24 protein-coding genes are annotated in these 24748 nt (G+C 29.2%); 11 read left to right on the plus strand and 13 right to left on the minus strand.

The window, feature by feature from the left end; genetic code table 11:
• Positions 1 to 81: 81 nt before the first annotated feature.
• The 5 genes from ACTG3V_RS02500 to ACTG3V_RS02520 form a co-directional block, all read right to left on the minus strand.
• Positions 82 to 1527 (minus strand): TolC family protein, encoded by a 1446-nt coding sequence (locus ACTG3V_RS02500; RefSeq protein ID WP_439130547.1) that lies wholly within the window; start codon positions 1525 to 1527, stop codon positions 82 to 84.
• Positions 1517 to 4765, minus strand: coding sequence for an efflux RND transporter permease subunit (locus tag ACTG3V_RS02505; protein WP_439130548.1), 3249 nt, complete (start codon positions 4763 to 4765; stop codon positions 1517 to 1519). The genes ACTG3V_RS02500 and ACTG3V_RS02505 overlap by 11 nt, the downstream gene beginning before the upstream one ends.
• Before the next feature lie 23 nt (positions 4766 to 4788).
• A complete protein-coding gene (locus tag ACTG3V_RS02510; RefSeq protein ID WP_439130572.1) occupies positions 4789 to 5871 on the minus strand; it encodes an efflux RND transporter periplasmic adaptor subunit in 1083 nt (360 codons plus the stop codon).
• 133 nt (positions 5872 to 6004) lie between these two features.
• On the minus strand, positions 6005 to 6430 hold the full coding sequence (locus tag ACTG3V_RS02515; RefSeq protein WP_439130549.1) for a hypothetical protein: 426 nt from the start codon (positions 6428 to 6430) through the stop codon (positions 6005 to 6007).
• 228 nt (positions 6431 to 6658) lie between these two features.
• A complete protein-coding gene (locus ACTG3V_RS02520) occupies positions 6659 to 7666 on the minus strand; it encodes a 3-oxoacyl-ACP synthase III family protein (RefSeq protein WP_439130550.1) in 1008 nt (335 codons plus the stop codon).
• A 107-nt stretch (positions 7667 to 7773) separates the two neighbouring features.
• Here ACTG3V_RS02520 and ACTG3V_RS02525 point away from each other — a divergent pair, with 107 nt between their 5' ends.
• The 11 genes from ACTG3V_RS02525 to ACTG3V_RS02575 all read left to right on the plus strand — a co-directional run bounded on the left by ACTG3V_RS02525 (position 7774) and on the right by ACTG3V_RS02575 (position 17895).
• The gene (locus ACTG3V_RS02525; RefSeq protein WP_439130551.1) at positions 7774 to 9165 is read left to right on the plus strand and encodes a Gfo/Idh/MocA family protein; all 1392 of its coding nucleotides are present in this window, start codon (positions 7774 to 7776) and stop codon (positions 9163 to 9165) included.
• A gap of 272 nt (positions 9166 to 9437) precedes the next feature.
• Positions 9438 to 11348: a molecular chaperone HtpG gene (gene htpG, locus ACTG3V_RS02530; RefSeq protein ID WP_439130552.1), complete on the plus strand. Its 1911-nt coding sequence runs from the start codon at positions 9438 to 9440 to the stop codon at positions 11346 to 11348.
• A 178-nt stretch (positions 11349 to 11526) separates the two neighbouring features.
• Positions 11527 to 11763 carry a hypothetical protein gene (locus ACTG3V_RS02535; protein WP_439130553.1) on the plus strand — a complete coding sequence of 79 codons (237 nt, stop codon included), beginning with the start codon at positions 11527 to 11529 and terminating at the stop codon, positions 11761 to 11763.
• The gene (locus ACTG3V_RS02540; RefSeq protein ID WP_439130554.1) at positions 11745 to 12047 is read left to right on the plus strand and encodes a type II toxin-antitoxin system RelE/ParE family toxin; all 303 of its coding nucleotides are present in this window, start codon (positions 11745 to 11747) and stop codon (positions 12045 to 12047) included. The genes ACTG3V_RS02535 and ACTG3V_RS02540 overlap by 19 nt, the downstream gene beginning before the upstream one ends.
• A 334-nt stretch (positions 12048 to 12381) precedes the next feature.
• Positions 12382 to 12849 (plus strand): hypothetical protein, encoded by a 468-nt coding sequence (locus ACTG3V_RS02545; protein ID WP_439130555.1) that lies wholly within the window; start codon positions 12382 to 12384, stop codon positions 12847 to 12849.
• A gap of 244 nt (positions 12850 to 13093) precedes the next feature.
• Entirely contained in the window at positions 13094 to 14329 is a 1236-nt protein-coding gene (locus ACTG3V_RS02550; protein WP_439130556.1) for a DEAD/DEAH box helicase, read from the plus strand.
• A gap of 152 nt (positions 14330 to 14481) precedes the next feature.
• On the plus strand, positions 14482 to 15246 hold the full coding sequence (locus ACTG3V_RS02555) for a hypothetical protein (RefSeq protein ID WP_439130557.1): 765 nt from the start codon (positions 14482 to 14484) through the stop codon (positions 15244 to 15246).
• 16 nt (positions 15247 to 15262) lie between these two features.
• Positions 15263 to 16873: a hypothetical protein gene (locus ACTG3V_RS02560; RefSeq protein WP_439130558.1), complete on the plus strand. Its 1611-nt coding sequence runs from the start codon at positions 15263 to 15265 to the stop codon at positions 16871 to 16873.
• A 266-nt stretch (positions 16874 to 17139) separates the two neighbouring features.
• Positions 17140 to 17361, plus strand: coding sequence for a hypothetical protein (locus tag ACTG3V_RS02565; protein ID WP_439130559.1), 222 nt, complete (start codon positions 17140 to 17142; stop codon positions 17359 to 17361).
• Positions 17328 to 17534, plus strand: coding sequence for a hypothetical protein (locus tag ACTG3V_RS02570; protein WP_439130560.1), 207 nt, complete (start codon positions 17328 to 17330; stop codon positions 17532 to 17534). The genes ACTG3V_RS02565 and ACTG3V_RS02570 overlap by 34 nt, the downstream gene beginning before the upstream one ends.
• 7 nt (positions 17535 to 17541) lie before the next feature.
• Entirely contained in the window at positions 17542 to 17895 is a 354-nt protein-coding gene (locus ACTG3V_RS02575) for a hypothetical protein (RefSeq protein ID WP_439130561.1), read from the plus strand.
• On the opposite strand, the gene ACTG3V_RS02580 is transcribed toward ACTG3V_RS02575, so the two are convergent.
• From ACTG3V_RS02580 to ACTG3V_RS02615, 8 genes are all read right to left on the minus strand, one after another.
• Positions 17892 to 18335 (minus strand): glycosyltransferase family A protein, encoded by a 444-nt coding sequence (locus ACTG3V_RS02580; protein ID WP_439130562.1) that lies wholly within the window; start codon positions 18333 to 18335, stop codon positions 17892 to 17894. The genes ACTG3V_RS02575 and ACTG3V_RS02580 overlap by 4 nt on opposite strands.
• Before the next feature lie 379 nt (positions 18336 to 18714).
• Positions 18715 to 19416, minus strand: a complete 702-nt coding sequence (locus tag ACTG3V_RS02585; RefSeq protein ID WP_439130563.1) for a LytR/AlgR family response regulator transcription factor — start codon at positions 19414 to 19416, stop codon at positions 18715 to 18717.
• A 243-nt stretch (positions 19417 to 19659) separates the two neighbouring features.
• The gene (locus ACTG3V_RS02590; RefSeq protein WP_439130564.1) at positions 19660 to 21378 is read right to left on the minus strand and encodes an ATP-binding protein; all 1719 of its coding nucleotides are present in this window, start codon (positions 21376 to 21378) and stop codon (positions 19660 to 19662) included.
• Complete coding sequence (locus ACTG3V_RS02595) at positions 21378 to 21917, minus strand: heme NO-binding domain-containing protein (protein WP_439130565.1); 540 nt, start codon at positions 21915 to 21917, stop codon at positions 21378 to 21380. The genes ACTG3V_RS02590 and ACTG3V_RS02595 overlap by 1 nt, the downstream gene beginning before the upstream one ends.
• Before the next feature lie 8 nt (positions 21918 to 21925).
• Positions 21926 to 22333: a response regulator gene (locus ACTG3V_RS02600; RefSeq protein WP_439130566.1), complete on the minus strand. Its 408-nt coding sequence runs from the start codon at positions 22331 to 22333 to the stop codon at positions 21926 to 21928.
• 123 nt (positions 22334 to 22456) lie between these two features.
• Positions 22457 to 23158 carry a sulfite exporter TauE/SafE family protein gene (locus ACTG3V_RS02605; RefSeq protein WP_439130567.1) on the minus strand — a complete coding sequence of 234 codons (702 nt, stop codon included), beginning with the start codon at positions 23156 to 23158 and terminating at the stop codon, positions 22457 to 22459.
• Between the two features lie 78 nt (positions 23159 to 23236).
• Entirely contained in the window at positions 23237 to 23683 is a 447-nt protein-coding gene (locus ACTG3V_RS02610; protein WP_439130568.1) for a FixH family protein, read from the minus strand.
• A 116-nt stretch (positions 23684 to 23799) separates the two neighbouring features.
• Positions 23800 to 24748 (minus strand): 4Fe-4S dicluster domain-containing protein (locus ACTG3V_RS02615; RefSeq protein ID WP_439130569.1); only part of this gene is annotated, 949 nt, incomplete at its 5' end.

Consider the following 24748-nt stretch of genomic DNA (forward strand, 5'->3'; position numbering starts at 1 on the left):
TTTGAGGTTTTTTTTAGTATTTAAAAAAGCCATTTTACAATTTTGTAAAATGGCTTTTTAAAGTTTATCTATTTTATAAAACTAGTTCCAACCACCACCAAGAGCATGGTAAATTTTTACATTTGCTAAAAACTGATTCTTTTTGGTTTCAACAATTTCAATTTTAGAATCTAAAGCTTCTCTTTGTACAAATAATACTTCTGTGTACTCAGCTCTAGCAGATTTAAAAAGTTGCAAAGACAAATCGATTGATTCTGTGAGCGCTTTTACTTGTTCTTCTTTTAAACGATAACTTTCTTTTAAGTTATTAATATTAGACAACTCATTAGCAACTTCAATATATCCATTTAAAATTGCTTTTTCATATTCAAAAACTGCTTGTAATTGTCTATTATTTGCATTTTTATATGCTGCTTTTATCGCATTTCTATTTATTAAAGGCCCAACCACATCACCCACTAAAGAATAGACTAAAGATTCTGGAGTATTCGTCAAAAATTGAGGTTTAAATGCTTGTAAACCCACTCCAGCCTTAATTCCTATTGATGGATAAAAATTAGCTTTTGCAACTGAAACATTTAATTTTGATGCAGCTAACTCATATTCAGTTTGCTTAATATCTGGCCTGTTGGCTAAAAGTTGCGAAGGAATTCCTGTATGAATATTAAGAATTGGTTTTTCTATAAAATCATTAGAGTTTCTATCAATAGTTTGTGGAAAACGCCCCAATAAAAAATTGATTTTATTTTCAGTTTCTACAATACTTTGTCTTACTTCTAGCCTAGAACTTTGATTTTTAAGCACTTCTGCCTCAAAACGTCTTACAGCTAATTGCGTAACTCTTGCCGCTTCTTTTTGCAATTTCACCATTTTTAAAGCATTTTGTTGAATTTCTAAATTTTGGTCGATAATTGCTAATTGATTGTCTAAAGCCAAAAGCTCATAATAAGAACTTGCAATTTCTGAAACTATATTTGTTACCATAAAATTTTTACCTTCTATGGTACTTAAATATTCTAAAATGGCTACTTTTTTTCCATTTCTTAGTTTTTTCCAGATATCTAGTTCCCAAGAAGCAGAAATTCCTACTGAAAAATCAGTTAAGGGTTCAGGAAATTCTTCATCTTCATGAATTTTTAAATTCTTTTCAACTGCGCCATTTCTAGTAAACTCACCTACTTTTTCAATTTCAGAACTTGCATACACTTTTACAAAAGGCAAATATTCTCCTTTTCTAATTTGAATTTCATTATTAGCACTTGCAATTTTTTGTAATATAATGTTTAGTTCTTGATTATTTGCTAATGCATCTTCTATTAAAGCAACTAATTTTGTGTCCGAAAAAAATTCTTTCCAATTAAGTTTAGCACTATTTATAGTATCTAAAGATTCCTTTTTATAGTTTTCTGGCATTACTTTATTTTCTTCTCTAATTGTGTTTTGGGTAGGTACACAAGAATAGAAAAACAATGCAGAAAATAGCATATACAGAAATAAATTTCTCTTTATATTTATATTATTCATCATTATTATTTTTACGAAGTTTTTTTAATAACTTTCTTAGTTTACTTATGTTTTCTGTATTTTCTTCAGTTTGTTTTTTACCTTCACTCACTCTAAAAAACTCTTCTGATATTGGCTCATGCTCTTCATCATTTATTAAGTTTTTGCCTTCAGCCATTTTAGCAAAAATGTAGTACAAACCTGGAATAATTAAAACGCCAAACATTGTACCAATAAACATGCCTCCTAAAGAAGAACCTCCAATAGTTCTATTACCAATAGCACCTGCACCAGTTGCAATTACAAGAGGTATTAAACCAGCAATAAACGCAAAAGATGTCATCAAAATAGGTCTAAATCTGGCTTTAGAGCCTTCAATTGCAGCTTCTAGAACTGTAGCACCTTGTCGTTGTTTTTGTACAGCAAATTCAACAATTAAAACTGCATTTTTACCCAATAAGCCAACCAACATAATTACACCAATTTGTGCATATACATCATTTGCCAAACCCATTGCTTTTAAAAGGAAAAAAGAACCAAAAACACCTACTGGTAATGATAAAATTACTGCCAATGGCAACAAGAAACTTTCATATTGTGCAGCCAAAACAAAGTAAACAAAAATTAGCACCACAATAAAAATAAAAAGTGATTCACTTCCACGATTGGCTTCATCAAAAGATAAATCTTCCCAAGCAATATCATAGCCTCTTGGTAATTCTTTTGCTGCAATTTCTTTAATCGCATTTATAGCATCACCACTTGTAAAACCTTTAGCTGGTAAACCTCTAATAGAAGCTGAGTTGTACAAATTATAACGTGTTATTTCATTAGGCCCTAATTTCTTTTTAACCGTCATAAAAGCAGAATAAGGTACCATTTCACCTTCTTCATTTTTAACATAAAGTTTTTCTAAATCTGATGGTAAACGTCTGTATTCTGGAGCAGCTTGCGTATAAACCTTATAAAACCTTCCAAAACGTATAAATCCTTGCTCATATGTACTACCAATTAAAATATTTAGGTTTTCCATAGCTTTAGCAATTGTTACCCCTTTTTGCATGGCAATTTTATTGTTGATACTCAACTCGTATTGTGGATAATTGGCTGAATAAAAAGTAAACAGTCCTGTTAATTCTGGACGTTTAGATAAAGCTTCAATAAAATTATTATTGATTTTTTGAAACTCTTGTGGCTCTGTTGCATTTGTTTTATCTAATAAACGAAGCGCGAATCCACCAGAAGAACCAAAACCAGGAACTGCAGGAGGTTCAAAATACTCGATAATTGCTCCTAAATCTTTTGATTTTTCTTCCAATTCTTCCATAATTTCATGAACAGTATGTTCACGGTTAGACCAAGATTTTAAGTTGATTAAACATGTACCTGCATTAGACCCCCTACCTTCTGTCATAATTTCATAACCTGCCAAAGAAGAAACAGATTCTACACCTTCTGTTTCTTCGCAAATTTTCTGTAATTTTCGAGCAACATCGTTGGTTCTTTCTAAAGTAGCTCCTGGAGGTGTTTGAATAATGGCATAAATCATCCCCTGATCTTCATTAGGTATAAAACCTGCAGGTAATACTTGATTTGTGAAAAATATCCCTGCACAAAAAGCGGCTAAAATTGCAAAAGTTACAATCCTTCTGGCTACAATTTTATTTAAAATAGCTACGTATTTACCAGTTATTTTTTCAAATCCTCTATTAAAACCATCTATAAATTTATCAATAAATGATTTTTTCTTTTTCCCATGGTTATTTCTTAACATCATTGCACATAAAACAGGTGTTAAGGTTAAAGCAACTACTGCAGAAATTACAATAGAACCAGCCATTGTTATCGAAAATTGTCGGTAGAAAACTCCAACAGGACCTGTCATAAAAGAAATTGGGATAAAAACTGAAACCATTACCAAAGTTATTGCAATAATTGCACCTCCAATTTCCCCTAAAACTTCTTTAGATGCCTGATAAGGCGTCATGTTTGTTTCTTCTATTTTAACATGTACTGCTTCAACTACAACAATGGCATTATCAACTACAATTCCTATGGATAACACCAATGCAAAAAGGGTAATTAAATTGATTGATAAACCAAATAATTGCATCACAAAAAAAGAACCAATTAAAGAAACTGGTACTGCAATTATGGGTATTAAAGTAGATCTCCAATCACCTAAAAATAAGAAAACAACTATCGCAACTAATATAAAAGCATCTCTAAGAGTATGGACAACTTGCTCAATAGACGCATCTAAAAAGTTGGAAACGTCGTAACTAATTTGAAAATCTACTCCAGGAGGTAACTCAGCTTCAAGTTCTTTTAATTTTTCTTTTACAGCTTTAATAACATCACTACCATTACTACCAAAGGTTTGTTTTAATACTATAGATGCTGAGGGTTTGCCATCTAAATTGGAATAAATATCAAAAAATTCGCTTCCTAATTGAACATCTGCTACATCTGCTAATTTTATAATTTCACCTTCTTTATTCGCTCTGATAATAATTTCTTTATATTGTTCTGGCTTGTTAAATCGGTCTTGATAAGACAAAACATACTCTAAAGATTGTGAGGTAAAACCAGAGCTTTGGCCTAACCTTCCTGGTCTTGCCAAAATACTTTGCTCTTCCATGGCTTTTAAAACCTCTTCTGCAGAAATGTTATAGGCTCTCATTCTATCTGGTTTTAACCAAATTCTCATAGCATATTTTCTACTTCCTAAAATTTGTGCATTCGCAATCCCTTTAATACGTTGAATTTCAGGAATTACTTTTGTATAAGCATAATTGTATAGAAACTTTTCATCATTATTTTTTTTAGCACTAGAAAGGTTAATGTACATTAACATACTTGGTTGAATTGGGGTAATAACCACCCCTTCTCTCTGTACTAATTCTGGTAACAAGGGCATTACTTGGTCTACTCTTGTTTTTACTCTAACTACAGCTTGATTTGGATCTGTACCTGGTTCAAAAATTACACGAATAGTAGCTTCACCAGCACTTGTAGCATCTGAAGCTATATAACGCATATCTTGCACACCATTAATTGCAGTTTCAAGCGGAATTAAAGTTGAATTCACTAAAACCTCTGAACTAGAACCTGGATACGCAATAAAAATATTTACAGTTGTTGGTGCAATTTGAGGAAATTGTGATATTGGAAGTTGCATTAATGCAAGCAAACCCGTAAAAACAATCATAATGGAAATAACGATTGCCAAAACTGGTCTTTTTATAAATTTTTTAAACATGTCTTTTTAGATTAAATGATAGATTACTCTGCGTATAAGTTTAACTCAGACATTACTTTTTTAGGCTCTAAAAATTCAGATTTTATTTTATCGTTGTTTTTTACTTTTCTAATTCCTTCTAATAAAATAACATCTTTTTCAGACAAACCTTTAGTAACAATAAATAAGTTGGGAAGTTCTGCTCCAATTGTTATTTCTCGTTGTTTTACCAAGTTGTTTTTATCAATAACAAAAACATAATTTTTATCTAAAATTTGAAAAGTTACTTTTTGTGGAATTATGATGGATGATTTATATGGCACTTTCATTAAAATACTACCAGTTTCTCCATGTCTTAAAATTCTATCAGGATTTGGAAAAGTAGCTCTAAACGCAATATTACCAGTTTCGCTATTAAACTCTCCTTCAATAGTTTCTACAATTCCTTTTTGGTTGAATTGCTTATTATTAGCCATCAGAAGCCCTACTTCTTTATGATCGTCTCTGTTTTTGCTCATCATAAAATCTAAGTATTCAGATTCTGGTACATTAAAATATACCCACATTTTACTGTTGTCTGAGAGTTTTGTTAGCAATTCTCCTTCGTCTAAAAGGCTACCTTCTCTAACTTCTAAGTGGTCCATAATACCATCAAAAGGAGCTCTAATAGTTGTAAAACCTAAGTGAGTAGATGCTAAAGCAACATCCGCTTTTGCTTTGTTTAAATTGGCTTTTGCCATCGCTAATTCGTTAGCTGAAACTACATTTCCATCTGCTAATAATTGCGTATTTTTAAGTTCTATTTCTGCTACGTTAAATTCTGCTTTAGCTTTTTGAAGTTCTGCCTCATAAATATTAGGCATAATTTGGAACATCAATTGACCCTTTTTTACATGCTGGCCTTCATCTACAGAGATATTTTGTAAATATCCTTTTTCCAAAGCACGTAATTCTATATGTCTTACAGAATGTATTTGACTTACATAATCTTTAATAATTATGGTATCTTTTTTAATTGGATTTGTAACATGAAAAGTAGCCTCTTCTTTTTTTTCTTCTTTTTTATGTTCGCAGCTTACTAAAAATATAAGTATTGTTAAACCTGCGAAAAATGATATTTTTTGAATAGTATTCACTCTTAAAAGTATTTTATAAAATGATATAATAAATTGAACCTAAATAGATTCTTCTATTAAAAACTTAACTAAAGATTTTAATAACAGTAGATTATCGACCTTAAATAAAGTCTGATAAAAAAAATCAAATAATAAAAACTTGGTATTGTTTGTGAAGTCTATTGCTAGAACTATTTACAACTCGCTGAGGACGTTGTAAGGACTTTTGAAGTTTTTTTGAAAAATTAATATATAATTCCCTAGAAGTAGCAAAAGCTAAATTATTAGAATTATTTAAAGATTTGTTTTTTAAAGAAGGTTCTTCATCTTCGGTTTCACTACTTTCAAAAATTTCACAAAAAAGTAATGAATTATTGTGCCTAAAAGTAGTATGAAGAAATGGAGATGAAACAAAATCTGTTTCCTTAACTAAGGAATGATTAAAAGAATTATTAAGTTTTACAAATGTTTTAGCATCTGATATATTATTAAATCCGTTTGTTTTTAAAGGTGCAAACGCAAGTAATAAAAGCAGTGAAAAATATAAATATTTGTAAATTGTTACTTTCATTTAAAGTACAAATATAAATGAATTTAGCATATCTACAGTGACGAAGATTCTAAATATATGCACTTAAAATTATTAATAAAAATAATGAAATTTATACGTTTTAAAAATACATAAAACTCAATAAATCGGTTTAAAAAATGTTTTTTTAATACTTTATTTTAAAATCAAATAAAAAAAAAAGATTTTACAAAATGTAAAATCCTTTATTAATCTTTTTTACTTCTACTTTTACCATCTAATAACCACAGAACCCCAAGTAAAACCACTACCAAAAGCAGCCAAAACAACCAAATCGTTGTCTTTTATTTTACCCATTTCCCAAGCTTCAGTTAAGGCAATAATAACAGATGCTGCAGTAGTGTTTCCATATTTCATAATATTATTATGCACTTTGTCATCAGATAATTTAAATTTCTTTTGAATAAACTGCGCTATTCTTAAATTAGCTTGATGAGGAATCAACATATCGATATCTGTACTTTGTAAATTATTAGCTTGTAAACCTTCTACAATGGCTTCAGAAAAACGAACAACAGCATGTTTAAATACAAATTGCCCATTCATATATGGAAAATATGATTGATCTTCTGGATCATTCTCTGCCAAAATTTCTGGCACCCATCTACCTGTACTTGGTCCATCTAACATTAATTCTCTTGCATGTTTTCCTTCAGAATGTAAATGCGATGATAAAATACCTTTACCTTCTTCCTCACATCTAGACAAAACTGCTGCTCCTGCCCCATCTCCAAAAATTACAGTTACTCCTCTTCCTCTTGTAGATTTTTCTAATCCACCAGAATGATTTTCAGCACCGATAACTAAAATATTTTTATACATTCCTGTTTTTATAAACTGGTCTGCAACAGACATTGCATATATAAATCCAGAACATTGGTTTCTAACATCTAAAGCACCAATTGTAGGCATTCCAAGCATATCTTGTACACGAACTCCACCACCTGGAAAATACATATCTGGACTTAAAGTAGCAAAAACAATAAAATCAATATCGTCTTTGGTTAAACCCGCTCTTTCAATAGCAATTTTTGCAGCTTTTGCACCCATTGAAGATGTATTATCTCCTGTTTTTGGGTCTATCCAACGTCTTTCTTGAATACCCGTTCTTTCTTGAATCCATTCATCAGACGTATCCATAAACGCTTTTAAATCGTTATTGGTAACAATATTATCAGGAACATAATACCCTAAACCAGTGATTTTTGAATTATACATATTTATTAGTTGTAAAAATTAGTTATTTGCTATTTGTAACTCACAAAAATAGTGATAAATTAACACCTTTACAAAAAGCTTTATAAATCAACAAAACAATTTTTATTATGAATAGAAAAGATTTTTTATCACTTTCATCTAAAGCTGCACTTTTCTTAGGGCTCACAACTACAGTTTCTTGCAAAGAAGAATCTTTAGAAAAAACAAATTTACTTTTAAACAAATCTGCAAAAGGAACTGCCTTTGGCTTAAAAGCGCCTAAAATCAATAATGTTAGAGTTGGTATTCTAGGTGCTGGGAATAGAGGTCAAACCTTAATACAAATGTTTGATTGGTTGGTAAAAAACAATAATGCTACCATTGTAGCCATTGCTGATTTAAGAAAAGAAAAAACCGATAAATTAAATGAACACCTTAAAAACACACATAATACTACTGCAGATGCTTATTATGGAAATCCTGATGAATGGAAAAAAGTTGCAGATAGAGATGATATAGATTTACTAATTATTGCCACACCTTGGGAAATGCATACACCTATGGCTTTGTATGGAATGGAAAAAGGAAAACATGTGGCTTCTGAAGTACCTATTGGATATACTTTAGAAGATTGCTGGAAATTGGTTGAAACTGCAGAACGTACTCAAAAACATTGTATGATGATGGAGAACTGTTGTTTTAATAATGAAGAACTTTGGGTGTTAAATATGGTTAATCAGGGTGTTTTTGGTGATTTAACCCATGCAGAAGGCGCCTACATTCATGATTTACGTAAGCATTTGTTAGATGAAACCTATTACGAAAATCAATGGCGAATAAAACATCACCTTAAAAAAGATGGGAATTTTTACACCACTCATGGTTTAGGACCAATTAGCCAATATATGGATATTGGTAGAGGAGATACTTTTGATCATGTGGTTTCTATGAGTTCTCGTGAAAAAAGTTTGAGTAATGCAGCAAAAAAAGCAGGAATTGATAAATTCTCTAACGTAAAATGTGGAGACATGAACACCACAATGATAAAGACTAAATTAGGGAAAACCATTATGTTACAATTTGATGTACATACAGGTAGACCATATGACAGGTTAAATACAATTGTGGGTACCAAAGCAGTTCACGAAGGTTACCCTTCTAAATTATATATTAATGATGAAGAATTAGCTTGGTGGGGTCATAATTGGTTAAATGATGAAAAGTATGCGGAGTATAGAGAAAAATACAATCATCCACTTTGGGCAAAATTAAAAGAACAAATTTCTGACAATTCTGTTGGTCATGGAGGCATGGATTTTGTAATGATTTACAGACTAATTAAATGTTTAAACCAAGGCTTACCTTTAGATATTAATGTATATGATAGTGTATTATGGAGTGCAATTACTCCGCTTTCGGAAATGTCTGTAGCGCAAAACAGCACCTCTATTAAAGTGCCAGATTTTACAGGAGGAACTTGGAAAAACAAGAATACAACTGAAATGTTGAGAGAAATTTAGTGTTTTGTTGTTAGTGATTAGTTGTAAGTGCTTAATATTAACAGTTAACTGTTAACTGATAAACTGTTAACTGTTAACTGAAAACTGTTTACGCTCTACCCCTACCTCTGTCATCTTGTCATAATTCTAATTTTGGTATTTTTTTTGACTACTTGTAGAACAGAAAATAAAACTGTCATTCCGATTGAAACATAGGAATCTCTTAATTACATCATTTAATAGATTTCTACAAACGGTCGAAATGACATAAACTTAAAATAAAACAACAAATTATGAGCAAAGGAAACATTAATGTATCAGTAGAAAATATTTTTCCGCTGATTAAAAAATTCTTGTATTCTGATCACGAAATCTTTTTACGTGAATTAATTTCAAACGGAACTGATGCAACTACAAAATTAAAACACCTAATTGCTATTGGTGAAGCGAAAACTGAATTGGGTGATGCAAAAATTGAAATTAGTATTGATAAAGATGCTAAAACCTTAACCATTAAAGATCAAGGTTTAGGAATGACATTGGATGAAGTTGAAAAATACATCAACCAAATTGCATTTTCTGGAGCTGAAGAATTTTTAGATAAATACAAAGATGATAAAAACGAAACTGGTGTAATTGGGCATTTTGGTTTAGGTTTTTACTCTGCGTTCATGGTAGCTGATAAAGTAGAAATTATCACAAAATCGTTTAAAGATGAACCTGCTGCGCATTGGACTTGTGATGGTTCTCCTGAATATACTTTAGTAGAACATGACAAAACTGACAGAGGAACAGAAATTATTTTACACATTGCAGAAGACTCTACAGAGTTTTTAGAAGAAGGTAAAATTAGAGGTTTATTAACCAAGTATAATCGTTTTAACCAAGTGCCAATTAAATTTGGTACTAAAAAAGTAAACGACCCTACTCACGAGCCAAAAACGACTAAAGATAAAGATGGTAAAGAAACTACAGAACCTCACAGACAGATTGAAGTAGATGATATCATCAACAATACAACACCTGCTTGGACTAAGAAACCAGCTGATTTAGAGAAAGAAGATTATGACAATTTCTACAGAGAATTGTATCCAATGCAATTTGAAGAATCGTTATTTCACATTCACTTAAATGTAGATTATCCTTTTAATTTAACAGGTATTTTGTTCTTCCCTAAATTGTCTCAAAACTTAGACATGCAAAAGGATAAAATTCAATTGTATCAAAATCAAGTTTTTGTAACTGATAATGTTGAAGGTATTGTACCAGACTTTTTACAAATGTTAAAAGGTGTGATTGATTCTCCAGACATTCCATTAAACGTTTCTCGTAGTTATTTACAAGCAGATGGAGCTGTAAAGAAAATCTCAGGATACATCACTAAAAAGGTAGCTGATAAATTATCGTCTTTATTCAAAAAAGATCGTGAAGATTTTGAGAAAAAATGGAACGATATCAAAGTGATTATTGAATACGGAATGTTATCTGAAGACAAGTTCTTTGACAAAGCTAAGAAATTTGCGTTATATCCAACTGTGGCAGATACGTATTTTACGTTTGATGAATTAATAGAAAAAACAAAGGACACCCAAACTGACAAAGATGGTAACCACGTAATTTTATATGCAGCTAACAAAGATGCACAACACAGTTACATTCAAGAGGCTACTGCAAAAGGTTATGAAGTGTTAATTTTAGATTCGCCAATTATTTCGCATTTAATGCAGAAATTAGAAACTTCTGGAGAAGGTAAAATTAAATTCTCTCGAGTTGATGCTGATCATATTGATAATTTAATCAAAAAAGACGAGGAAGTAATTTCTAAATTATCTGATGAAGAAAAAGAGAAATTAAAGCCCGTAATTGAAGGTGCTGTAAACAATTCTGCTTACACAGTTCAGTTAGAAGCTATGGATTCTGCTGCTTCTCCATTTATCATTACTGTTCCAGAATTTATGCGTAGAATGAAAGAAATGCAAGCTTCTGGAGGTGGTGGAATGATGGGAATGGGTAATATGCCAGATATGTATAATTTGGTGGTAAACACCAATAGCCCATTAGTTTCAGAAATTTTAGCTGCGGATGAAGACAAACAAAAAGGCTTAATTTCTCAAGCTTTTGATTTAGCAAAATTATCTCAAAACCTATTACATGGTGAGGAGTTAACGAACTTTATCAAACGTTCTTATGAACTAATAAAATAAAAACGCATCATTACGAATGAGGTACGATTGAAGTAATCTTCTTTTTAAATGATAAGATTGCTTCATTACATTCGCAATGACAGACAATCAAAACCTCTTTGTGAAAACAGAGAGGTTTTTACTTTCTACATCATAATTAAAGAAAAATTCTTATTTTTGATAAAAAGCGAAAGTAGTTATGGACACAACAACTCAAATAAAAAAAGACTTAATCCACAGAATTAAAACCTCTACTGATTTAAGTTTTTTAAAAGCACTACAAACTATTTTTGATTCTACTGAACAATCTTTATATCAGTTATCTACAAAACAAAGTGAAGCCATAGAAATTGGACGTCAAGAAATAAAAGCTGGCAATTTTGAAGAAAACAAGGAGGTGATTTCTGATATGAAAAAATGGTTAACAAGCAAATAATTTGGTCATCTAAAGCAAAAATTCAATTAAAAAAGATTCTTGAGTTTTATAATAAGAGAAATGGAAACACTAATTATAGCTTGAAACTTATAGCTGAAATTGAAGAATTAACAAAAACACTCTCAAAATCTGAATTTATTGGGAGATTAACTTCAAACAAAAAAACACGAGTAATACCAATGAAAGTGTATTTAATTTTCTACGAAATAAATAATAATAACATTGAAATTCTTTCTTTTTGGGATAATAGACAAGATAAAAAAAATAGAAATATTGATATTTAAAAAGATCTCAAAACTTATTGAATGGTGAAGAGTTAACCAATTTTATCAAACGCTCTTATGAACTAATAAAATAAAAACACGTCATTACGAATAAGGTACGATTGAAGTAATCTTCTTTTTAAATAATAAATTGCTTCATTACATTCGCAATGACAAACAACCAAGACCTCTTTGTGAAAACAGAGAGGTTTTTTTATTGACTTTCTCAAAAAAATCAACTAAATTCGTTTAACTTCGAATATAAAACATTAAAACGTTGCATATTCGTTATTACGTAAGCTACCAATAAATAAACGACATAAATAATATTACAATAATTCTACTAAAAAAAATTATGGATTATCATGATGAAAAAAAGAAGTTTGAAGATAAATATGAAAATAGTTTAATAAAATACAGTTATTATTTAATTGGATTAAATATTACTGCTCTAGGTTACACTGTTTCAATTACGAAAAACCTTATTATAAATGAACTAACTACTTTATTATTATTTGCATGTATTTTTTGGCTTTTAAGTACATTGATAGGTTTGCTTTTTTTAAGATTAAAAATATCTGCAAAATATTATAGTTCTTTATTTTACTCTAGTCTTTTTCAATTGAAAAAGGAATCTAATGAAATGTCAAGAACGATTTATAAGGATAAAGTAACCGAAATCAGAGCTGAACATGAAAAAAAAACATCTCCTTTATCGAAAAAAATGGTGATTTATTACAATCTAATTCATATGTTATTTTTTGTTGGAGTTTTATTTTTTATGGCTTGGCACATCCTTATAATTTTAAAAAGCAATCAGTAAATAAAAAACAACTTTTATTCTTAAAATGCTAAAGTGAAACTTAAGAGTAAATACTGGTGTTAAAACCAGATAAAAATAATTAGTAGTTTAGTAGTTAATCAAAGGTAAATGCAATTTTGTTACGTCTATTTTCCCCGCAGAAAAATCCTCGTACACAAAACCGCACCATTCTTATACACAACCGTTAAACGAAAGAATACAAAATACCCATTCCTTTTCACTTACCTTTACAAAAAATTTACCAATGCAATTCACTGAATTACCATTAAACAAGTCTATACAAAAAGCAGTTGCTGAAGCTCGTTTTCAAAGACCAACTTTAGCCCAAGAAAAAACAATACCCTTAGTTTTAGCAAAAAAAAATGTAATTGTTGCAGCGCAAACAGGTACAGGTAAAACTGCAGCTTTTGCATTACCAATTTTAGATTTATTGTTTGAAAAACAAGATGCAGAAAAAGGTGCAAAAACTATAAAAGCATTGATAATTACGCCAACTCGCGAGTTAGCTATTCAAATTTTAGAAAACTTTAAAAATTTTAGCAAATACACAAACTTAAGAACTACTGCTGTTTTTGGTGGTGTTTCTTTAGAACCACAAAAAGAAGTTTTGGCAAAAGGTGTAGATATTTTAGTGGCAACACCTGGTCGTTTAATCGATTTGCAAATGCAAGGAAATATCGATTTAAGTCATTTAGAAATCTTTGTTTTAGATGAGGCTGATTTAATGCTAGATATGGGTTTTATCAACGATGTAAAAAAGATTGAGCAATCAACACCAAAGAAAAAACAAACACTTTTATTTTCGGCTACTATACCAGAAAAGATTGATGAATTGGCAAAGTCTGTGATTAAAAATGCAGTTAAAGTAGAGATAAATCCAGAGGAAACTACAGCTAAAAATATTGGTCAGTTGTTGTATTATCTCCCTAAAAAGAACAAAACCGATTTATGTTTGCATTTGTTACGAGATACAATAAATGGTAAAATTATTATTTTTAGACGTACCAAATTTGGAGTAGACAAACTAGAACAAACGCTACTAAAAAACGGTTATCAAGCCACCAGTATTCATGGTGATAAAACACAAGCTATTAGAAATACAGCTATTGAGGATTTTAAAAATAAAAAAGCCACTATTTTAATTGCCACTGATGTTGCTGCAAGAGGAATTGACATTACTAATGTAGATGCCATAATCAATTTTGATATTCCAAATATAGCAGAAACTTATGTTCATAGAATTGGAAGAACTGGTAGAGCAGGAAAATCAGGCATTGCGTTTTCTTTTTGTTCTCCTGATGAAAATGCATACATAAAAACCATAGAAACCCTAATTGAAAAATCAATTAAAGTTATTGATGACCATCCTTATCCCATCAACAAACCAAAGCATAAAAAGAAGCAACCAAATACAGTAAGTAAGCATAAAAAAAGTAGAAAATCTGCGGCTTCTAAAAAGAAGAAAAAGCGTTGGTACTAAGATTTAGCAATACTCGAATAAAAAAAAATGTAAAACGCTAAAAATAAAAACTTTCTACAGTTTAATGAAATTTATGTTGAAGAAAAGATTATTATAATAAATAAAAAAAATTATATCTTTACCTGAAAGTCAAAAATTCCAACGCTAAAATTATGATGGGTATCATTCCTGAAAAAATCAAATCTGTAGACAATTGTAAAAATTTTTTGTTAATACATCTTTTTAAAAATAAAAACCAATTAGCATTTATTCTCTTTCTATTTATTTTCCCTTTTAAATTAGCTTCACAAACAGATAGCTTTAATAAATTTTCTATTGGCCTTACAGGAGGTACAACTGGTTTTGGAGGAGAGGTTGCTACAAATATTTCAAAAAAAGTAAACTTACGCTTTTCAATAACAGGATTTAGCTATTCTGAAAAAGGAGAAGAAGCTGATGAAAATATAACTTTTGGTTATGAAGCAAAAGGTTCCATTGGAGCTTTGGCTTTACTTTTAGATTACCATCCTTTTAATAGTAGTTTTAAACTAATTGCAGGGGTAGTAAAAAATAATTTTGAAATAAATGGATTTTCTACTGCTCTAACTCCTTATGAATTTAATAGTGATCGAACATTTTCACCTGAAAGGGTAGGTTCTATTTCAGCACTATTAACTTATCCTAATACATATATGCCATATTTAGGTTTTGGATTTGGAAATTCACTATCTAAAGGAAGTGCTATTAAACTGAATCTTTCACTTGGTGTACTTTATAGTGAATCTCCAAAGTTAGAAATGGAAGGCACAGGGTTAATATCTCCTACCATAAATCAAATAAAAAACTTACAAGAAGGTTTAAACGAGTTTGGGTGGTATCCAATGCTAAATCTTGGGGTTTCATTACAACTTTTTAAAAAGAATAAGGAAAAACAATAATTAAAAAATATTTATTATGAATAAAGTTAAAAATTTAATCATTTGCAGTATTTCTATCCTAGTTATATATGCATGTGATACAAAAATATTAGAAGAAGCTATCAATAATTTTGGAATAGTGGTAGGTTTGGAACCCATTAATACATCAACAACCATAATAATAACAGATGCAAAAACAGGTGAAATTATTAACGCACCTGTAAATGTTAGTTTTGAAGGAAAAAATAAAAATGATATTATAGATACTTTTAGCGATGAAGTAACCGAACTTAAAATAAGAGGTGGTATTATTAATTTTGGTGTAAAAAATGAGATTATCCCAAATGAACAAAATCCTGTTGATGTTAAACTAAAATTAAATGCTGATGGATTTAAAGAAACAGTAAAAAACATTTCTATTTCAGAACTTGGTAATTCTAACTTTACAGTTTCAATGGTTAATATTTCAAACCCACCTAATGGCATAGTTTTTAAATCTGATAATAATATTGTTTCTACATCTGCAGATGGTAAAATTAATGACCCTATAAATATTTCTCTTAGTAATCTAGACACGGATAATAATACAGAGACTGGTGTTAGTTTTGAATTTCCAAAAGATTATATTTTTGAAGGAGAAAATGGAAACCCTTTAGTTGGCGAACTAAGTATAAATTATAGTTACTATAACCCAAGTGACCCTAAAGCTATTAATGCATTACCTGTTGAATTATTAGAAAACGTTAATGATTCTGCCTTAGTTGTTGTTGGAGCTACTGAGATAAGTATAACAGACTCTTCTGGAAATATTGCAAAAAATCAGTCAAAATTAAAAACATCAAACAAGAACAATACTGGAGAATATATTGTTAATTTTATTTTAAATTCTAATACTTATGCCGAATTAAATCAATTATTAAGATTAGCATATATTAGCCCAACTACAGCTGAAAGGTTAATTATTTATAAAACTCCTGAGGTAACAGCGTTAGAAGGTGGTAGAGTAGAATTAAGATATTTACTAAACACTAATTTATTTCAACACATGGCGCTTGTATATTTTTCCGAACAGCCATGTAATGTAATTTTACAAATTAACAGAAATGGAAATAACGATAAATTAACTATAAATATTACTGAAAAAGGATTTCTTAGAGCTATTGATCTTCAATCTGGAATTAGTAATGTTAATTTAAGGAATGTTACAAGAGGTACAAAAAAAATTAATGTAACACTACCATCTGGTAACTTTAATGAAAATATAGATTTATGTGGCACTTCAAGTCCTAGTATTAATTTACCTGCACCATCTACAAACCTTATAGACGCAACTATGACAGTTATTTTAAATTGTACTAATAGTGGTGAGAAAGTTAGAGTTACAGATTTACCTAATGCTTCTATTTTATATAGGTTAGAGGATGCTGAAAGCGGAACACCTTGGAGAGTTGCTACTAATTTAAAATGGAATTTTAATTCAGAAACCCAAGTTTTAGAAAGGGCTTCGTGTAAAGTCTCATCTGTTCAAATTGATAAAAACTACGATTTTAAAGTTAGTTACGATGGAAATATTGCTGAAAAAACAATACTAATTGATGGCGTTTCAGTTACCTATAATGAGACTGTAGATGGTGGTTTTTGTAATTAAAAAGATATAACAATTTAATGATATTCGTTAAAAGCAATTGATAGTTTTTTGAAATTCAAACAAAATATACCGCAGTTTGTAGTAATTTTTTTCATAAAATTTAAAATCTTATGTATTAGTTGTTTTTAATACTGACATACATTTTGGCTTTTACATAAAAGATAACATTTATCATTTTCATATAAAAAACTTAATAATAAGTTTGTGCCTTATTAATAATTAAGCATTTTAGAGTTAGCCCAGTTATAAGCCACACTTATATACCCATGGGTTCCATAAATGGTAATGAAACCGTTATTGTACCTTCTCTTGGTTTAGATTTGGAATATTGGTTTACAGAAAAATTAGGATTAGGTTTTCATAATGATTTAGAATTATTAACTTTCGAAATTGAGAAAGACCATGAACTTTTTATTGAAAAAGAATTTCCTGTTGTGGTTACAATAGATGCTTTTTGGAAAGTTTACAAAGATCTAGTATTGTTTTAGGTACAGGTGTAGAATTTGAAAAAAATGAAAATCTCTTTATAATTAGAACTGGAGTAGAATACGAAATTGAGTTTGGTAATCATTGGGATATAGCACCAACTATATTTTATGATCATCGTTCTAATAACTTTGGTACTTGGTCTGTAGGATTAGGAATTGGAAAACGTTTTTAAAATAAATTTGAAAGTAAAAGATATTATTGGGCAGTTTAGTGTTATTGGTAGTAATCAAGATTTTTCGGATGAAACCTATAAAGGTGAACTTTTTTTGTCTTTAGACGATAGTAAAAGAATTATAGCAAAATGGATTATTAATAATAATCAAGAACAATTTGGTAAGGGTTTCTTTAAAGATAATATTTTGGTGATTAACTTTTATTACCTAGATGACAATAATAAAATGTACACTGGCACTGTTGTTTATAAATGCATAACAAAAGACATCTTAGAAGGTTTTTGGTCAGAAGAAGAAGGTAATCCACTTTATTTAGGATTTGAAAATTGTTTTCGGGTTAAAGAAACCCTTCTTCATTAAATACTATCATTTATTTTTATAAGTTCTTTAAAAGGAAAAACATTGTTAAGCACATTTCTATCAGATCTTGTTTGGTACTTTGTTAATATTTCTTTTTGAAGTTCTAAACGAGAAAAGTATTCTTCGATGTGTTTTAAATAAAAGATAGTATTAGACTCTAGGTATATAATATTTTCAAATTCGGCTTCATTTAGTAAAAAACGAGCTCCTGCTTTTACAGCATATTTTAAGCCTTTATTACGGCTATTATCTACAATAAATATGTTATCGCTTGTGTTTGCCTTTAGCTTTATTTTATTTAAAGCATCAATGGTATTATCTGTACTTGCATTGTTTACCAAACACACTTTAAAATTATTTTTATCTAAAAAATCTAAAATTGGATTTGTATTTATGGTTTGCTCGTCATTATTGAAAATAATAATTATTCCAGAATGCATTATAAAGGTTGTTTAATAGTTAAAATGATTGTTTTTTTCATTCACAGCTTTTTTTTTAAACTTTAATTTCATTTATATTCTAAAAATCGATACGGATAATATAACTTAAAGTCCAACAAACTAATAGCTAATGTTTTTTACTTTTTAGGGGCTAATTATCAAAGACCAAAATCAATTAACTTTTTTTGTAGCTATTGCATTTTTTGCAAAACTCCTTTATTAGTAATGTTACGATTTTTATAAATTTACGGAAGTAAGTAATCTAATTTTATGATACTTGTTTCTGCTATCACAAAATTAAATACTAGAGAAGGTATTTGGAGGCTTATTCGACTTTTACGTTTAAAGTGTAGACGAAATGTAGATAACTTTAGACTAGTTATAACAAATCTAAACGTTTCATTAATTCTGGCCTTTTTGATCTACTTACAGGGATAACATCTTTCTTTATTAACACACTATTATCTTCGATATCAATAATTTTCTTAACGTTAATTATATAAGATCTATGCACTTTTAAAAACAAAGAATCTGGCAGCTTTTCTTCAATTTTTTTTAAGGTAGAATGAACTGTATAGCTTTTATCTTCTGTTTTAATTTGTATATAATCTCCTTTGGCTTCAACCATATAAATACTAGGTAAATCAATCTTAATTAAACGTCTATCTATATTTACATAAAAGTCATTAGAAATATCTTCTTTTTTAGCGCTAGTTTGTGTTGTTGCTGTTTTCTTGTTTTCTGCCTTTTGTATCGCTTTTTGGAAACGAGAAGATTCTATTGGTTTTAATAAATAATCTACAATAAAATCATATTCAAAAGCCTCGATTGCAAATTTTGGATCTGAGGTTGTTAAGATAATTTTTGGCGGATTTTTAAGCGCTTTAATGAAATCTAAACCATTAAAATCTGGCATGTGAATATCTAAGAAAATTAAATCTACAGTATTCTCATTTAAAAATTTCATTGCTTGAATAGCGTTGGGAAAATCTGCCAAAATTTCTAAACTATTCAATTCATTGCAGAGCGTTTTTGTAATTACTCTTGCCATTTTTTCATCATCTACTATAATACATTTCATATAGCTATTTTTTTATAAAACAGGTAATAGAATTTTTACGTTTAGTATTGCAACTTTTTTAGATGCTTTTACCTAGATGCAATTAAACAAGTTAAGTTAATACGTTGCTTAATTTAAATTTTTAGAGTTCTAAAATACAAAATTTTAATTTTAAAGTAGGTGTTTTATTAAATTTTAGAAATTTATTTTTTGGATTACCTCTCTTATTCGCAATCCTAACAACTAAAATTAAAAAATTTTGGATTATTTTTTTATGGTAAAGTAAAATGTAGTGCCTTGGTTTAGTTCAGATTCTAACCAAATTTCCCCCTTATAAATGTCAACAATCTTTTTTACAATTGATAGGCCTATTCCAGAAGAATCTTTAGATTTTTCTAAAGATTGAAATATTTTAAAAATCTTATCAAAATGTCTTTTTTCTATACCTATACCATTATCTTGAATGGAAAATTCATAAAAAGATTGGCGCTCCTTAAAATCGATAGTAATGATTCCTTTCTCTTTATCTATAAACTTTATAGCGTTGCTTATTAAGTTTTGAAATAGCTGTTCAAACTTTGTATTATCTCCTTTTACTTTAGGTAATTTTTTTAAAATTTGTATGGAAATATGGTCTGGAACATATAAAACTTGGGTGAGTTTTTTTACTAATTTATTTAAGTTAACCTCTTGGTCTTCTCTAATTTCAGAATCTATACTCGAAAATTTTAATACATCAGAAATTAAATTCTCCATAGTTTCTAAAGTTAAATCGATATCTGAAAAATTTTGTAATGTTTCTTCATCAAATTTGCCTTCATTGTCTATTTTTATCCAACTAGTTAAGGCTGCAATACTTCTTAATGGCGATTTTAAATCGTGAGAAACAATATGTGCATATTCTTTTAATTCTTCGTTACTTCTACTTAATTTATCAACTAAATCTTTATTTTTTTGCTCTACTTTAATCCGTTCTCTTAAATTTATAGCGCTTTTAAGCTGAAGTGATACAAGATTTGCAATATTTTCTATGGTATTTAAATGATCTTTAGTAAAATAGTTTTTGTTTTCATGTTCAGCATTTATAACACCTATAACTTTGCCTTCATTAATAATAGGAACTGTAATTTCTGAAAACCCAATATTATCAATTAACACATATCTTTTTTCTTTAGAAGTGTCTGCAATAATTACAGACTTACCATTAAGTGCAACATTGCCTACAATACCTTCGCCAAGTGGCAATATGGTTTTATTTTTATGATTAATATTTGCATACTTTTTATGTTTATAAGCTGCAATTTGTTCTAAAGTGTTGTTGTCATAATCTACCAAATAAATTAAACAATCGTTTGTATCTAAATAATTGGCAATGTTTTTAGACATTTCCCAAGCAATTTCTTTAATACTTTCTTTTCCTAAAACAGATTTTGCTGTATTATTTACTAAATCTAAAACTAGCTGTTCTTCTCTTTGTTTGGTAACATCTCTTATAATACCTTGAGCAGCTATAGGTGTTTTATTTTTATCATAAATAATACTAGCATTAATATTAACCCACTTTATTTCATTTCTTTTGGTAATGATTCTTGATGAATAGTTTGAGAACTTGCCTTTTTCAATGAGTTCTAAAAAAGAATTCATTGCATACCTATAATCTTCTTTATACACAAACTCTGGAAAACTAACAGGTTCATTTGCCAGTTTAAAACCCAAGAAATCTTCAGCAACATCGTTCATTTTTAAGATGTTACCATTAATATCCATAATTAAATAAGCATCATTAATATTTTCAAAAACCCCCTTTAATTGCGAGTCTTTTTCATCTAATAACAATTCTAATTTGTTGTTGGCTTCTTGTAGCTTTTTAGAAGTATTAAAAAGTGCTAAAGATTTATCTTCGAGTATTTTTTCAGCTTGTTTACGCGCCTTTTTTTGACGTAAAAGTGCTCTTTCTAAAATATCTATTTTACTTTGATTCACTAATTTTTATTGATTAAAAACCGAACTTCTGTACCATCTTCTTTAATTTTTTCTAAAACAATTTTTGCAGTACTATTAAAATGTTCGAATGTTTTATTCATTAAACCCAAACCAAAATGATGCATAGCTCTGCTAGATTTGTAAACCATTTTTAAAGAATTTTCTGTTTTCTCTTCTACAATAAAAGTTGGTAATTCTGCATCAGGATATATTTTTCTAACCTCAATGTGAATGTGGTTTTCTATGGATGACAACATCTCTATAGGATCATTGTAAGTTGCCAAAAGACCTGGATAACTGGTTTCTATAATACTAAAAAAATGCTCTGCATACACTAACAAAAGATCATCAATTGAAACACCGGTATTAGCACTTAAATTTTGTAGAAGTTGTAGCATTTCTGCAAATTTATAGGTACCAATTGCAGTATAAACACCATCTGACTCAAGTTCAGATTGTAAAATAATCTTATCAACCATTTCTACTCCAAACTTATCTTCTACTAGCTCTAAGAATTCTGTAAAAATAATTCCTTTCATCTTATTTGTTATGGTTTTAAAAATTCGTTAAGACTCCAATAATGCATAACTGCTTTGATTTTTGCTTCATATTCTTCATATTTTAAAGGCTTAACGATGTAACCTGCAATACCTAATTTATAACACTCTTTTATATCTTTATCGTGATTAGAGGTAGTTAAAACAATTACTGGAATATGCATATAATCTTCATTGCCTTTAATAATACTTAAAAATTCATTACCATTTGTATCTGGCATATTTAAATCTAAGATAATTAAATCTGGCAACTCTTTTTCGATTAAAGAAAGTGCCTTTTTACCATTACTAGCAGTAGATAAATAATAGTTATCAAACTCTTTAGATATCGATCTTTTTAATTTCATGACCTCTATATGATCATCCTCTACCAGTAATATTTTAATTTTATTAATCACAATCTTAACGAATTTAATTACACAAAAATAAGTGATTTTATAAAAACTATACTTTTGTTTGGCTAAAGTATGATGAAGTATAGATAAAAGTAAATTTAGTGTAGACGAATGTTATTGGACTTGTTAATGACAAGTTACAACAGTATCTGCAGCAACTTCTACTATTGCAGCAGGTGAAATGTAAGGTATACCCAAACCTAAGCCTCTTATAATAAATAGAGCACCAATAAAAACAACCATTGCTGGAATAACTCTTTGAATATTTTTTCTAAAATTACCTTTCGTAAAGTTTCCAAGATAAACAAAAGCTGTCATTAAAGGAATGGTACCTAGCCCAAAAAGAAACATATACAAACTGCCTGTAAAGGCATTTGAGGTGGTAATTGCACCAAAAACTGCCATGTATACTAAGCCGCAAGGTAAAAATCCGTTTAAAAAACCAATGGTAAAAAAAGTATCATTGCCTTTCTTCTTTAATTCTTTACCCAAAGAGTTTTTTATTTTAAGAATAACAGTGCTTATCTTTTTGGATACTGATAATTTTTGTAAAATGGTTGGAAATATAATCGTTAAAATCATTAAAATACCAACAATGATGGAAAGTTGTTGTTGAAATCCAAAAAAATAGAATCCTTTTCCAAGAAAACCAAATAACAAACCAATTAAGCTGTAGGTAAATAATCTCCCCAAGTGATAACTTATAATTTGAAAAAAACTTTTTACAGAGTTTTCTCTATCAACAGGTAACATAAATGCTATTGGTCCACACATGCCTATACAGTGAAAACTACCCAATAAACCAAATATGATTGCTGATATTAACATTCGCTTTTTATGTTTTTACAAATGATTTGCTTTCTTGTAAAATGTACCTAATTTATATTAATTTTTAATAGTAATCGTTTAATAAATCAATTCTTGTTTTACCAAGTAATTGGTATTTTTGTGTTTCCATAATATTTTAATGTTCCAGCGACCATCTAGTAAACGTTGTTCAGGCACGAGCAAATATGATTTAGAAGTTGAAATAGGAATTTCAAAATCTAATTGTTTATTAGATGGTCTATATAGGAACACTTTTCCTTCTATTTTTTTTGATGCAAAATCTTTAGGAAAATTAATTTTTATCCCTTTTTGATCTCTTTCAATTTTTATATTTTCTAGCAATGCATTTGCATTTTTTTCGGCATCAATTTCTTCTTGATAATTTAACTCTGCTTGGTAATATTTGTCAGTAACCAAATCGTGGCTGTAGGCAAGATCTGTACTCATTGTAATTACAAAGTACATTATAAAACTTATAAAACCAATGATGGCTATTGCAATTCCTGTTCCCCAATTAAACTTCATAATTTATTTTTTTTTGAGATTTCTCCTATCGTTGAAATGATATTATCTATTTTTTTAACGATTAGAATTCTTACTACTTTTCACTTTATTAAAGCAACTTTTAATCTTCCAACTATTTATCTATAACTCCTTGGCCCTAAGAAATTTGTTACTGTGGTTTCTAACAATTTATCACCACTAAAAACTCCAATTTCAATATCAATATTATCGTCTTTTAAAACAGCTGCATTTAACTCTATAAACAAAGTTCCTTCTGCTAAACCTTGTTTAGGCACGATAAAGCTGTGGTTGGATACTAATTTTATTTCACCTTTATGAGATAAAATTTTATAACTCACATCTTCAATATCTTTCGTTGTTTTATTGATGACTTTATACGTATACACATTGCTTATTATATTATTTTCTTTGTGTTCGTATAATTGCCCTGGTAATCTTAAAATGGTAGCTTCCACATTATTTCTTAAAAATAACATACCAACTAAAACACCTATTAAAATTAATAGCACAGCAGAATAGCCTTTCATTCTTGCACTAAAACGAAATTTTTTCTTTTCTGCTATATTTTCTTCGCTGGCATAACGAATTAAACCTTTTGGCAAGTTTACACTCTCCATAATATGATCGCATTCATCAATACAAGCAGTACAGTTTACGCACTCTAATTGTGTACCATTTCTAATATCAATACCTGTTGGGCATACCACCACACATTGTTTACAATCTATACAGTCTCCTTTTCCTAAAGCTTCTCTATCTTCGTTTTTCTTAAACTTAGATCGTCCTTGTTCTCGCTCACCACGTTTGTAATCGTAGGCAACATTTATCGTTTTATTATCTAACAAAACTCCTTGAAGTCTACCATATGGACAAGCAATAATACAAACCTGCTCTCTAAACCAAGCAAAGACAAAATAAAAAACACTGGTAAAAATCAGTAAAGATATAAGGGTACTAATATTATCTAAAGGATTACCTGTAATGTAACTAATTACAGTATCGCCACCAATTAAATACGCTAAAAACACGTTTGCTATTAAAAAAGAGATTACAAAAAAGATAAAC

The sequence above is a fragment of the Polaribacter sp. genome (genome assembly GCF_965660385.1).
GTDB lineage: Bacteria > Bacteroidota > Bacteroidia > Flavobacteriales > Flavobacteriaceae > Polaribacter.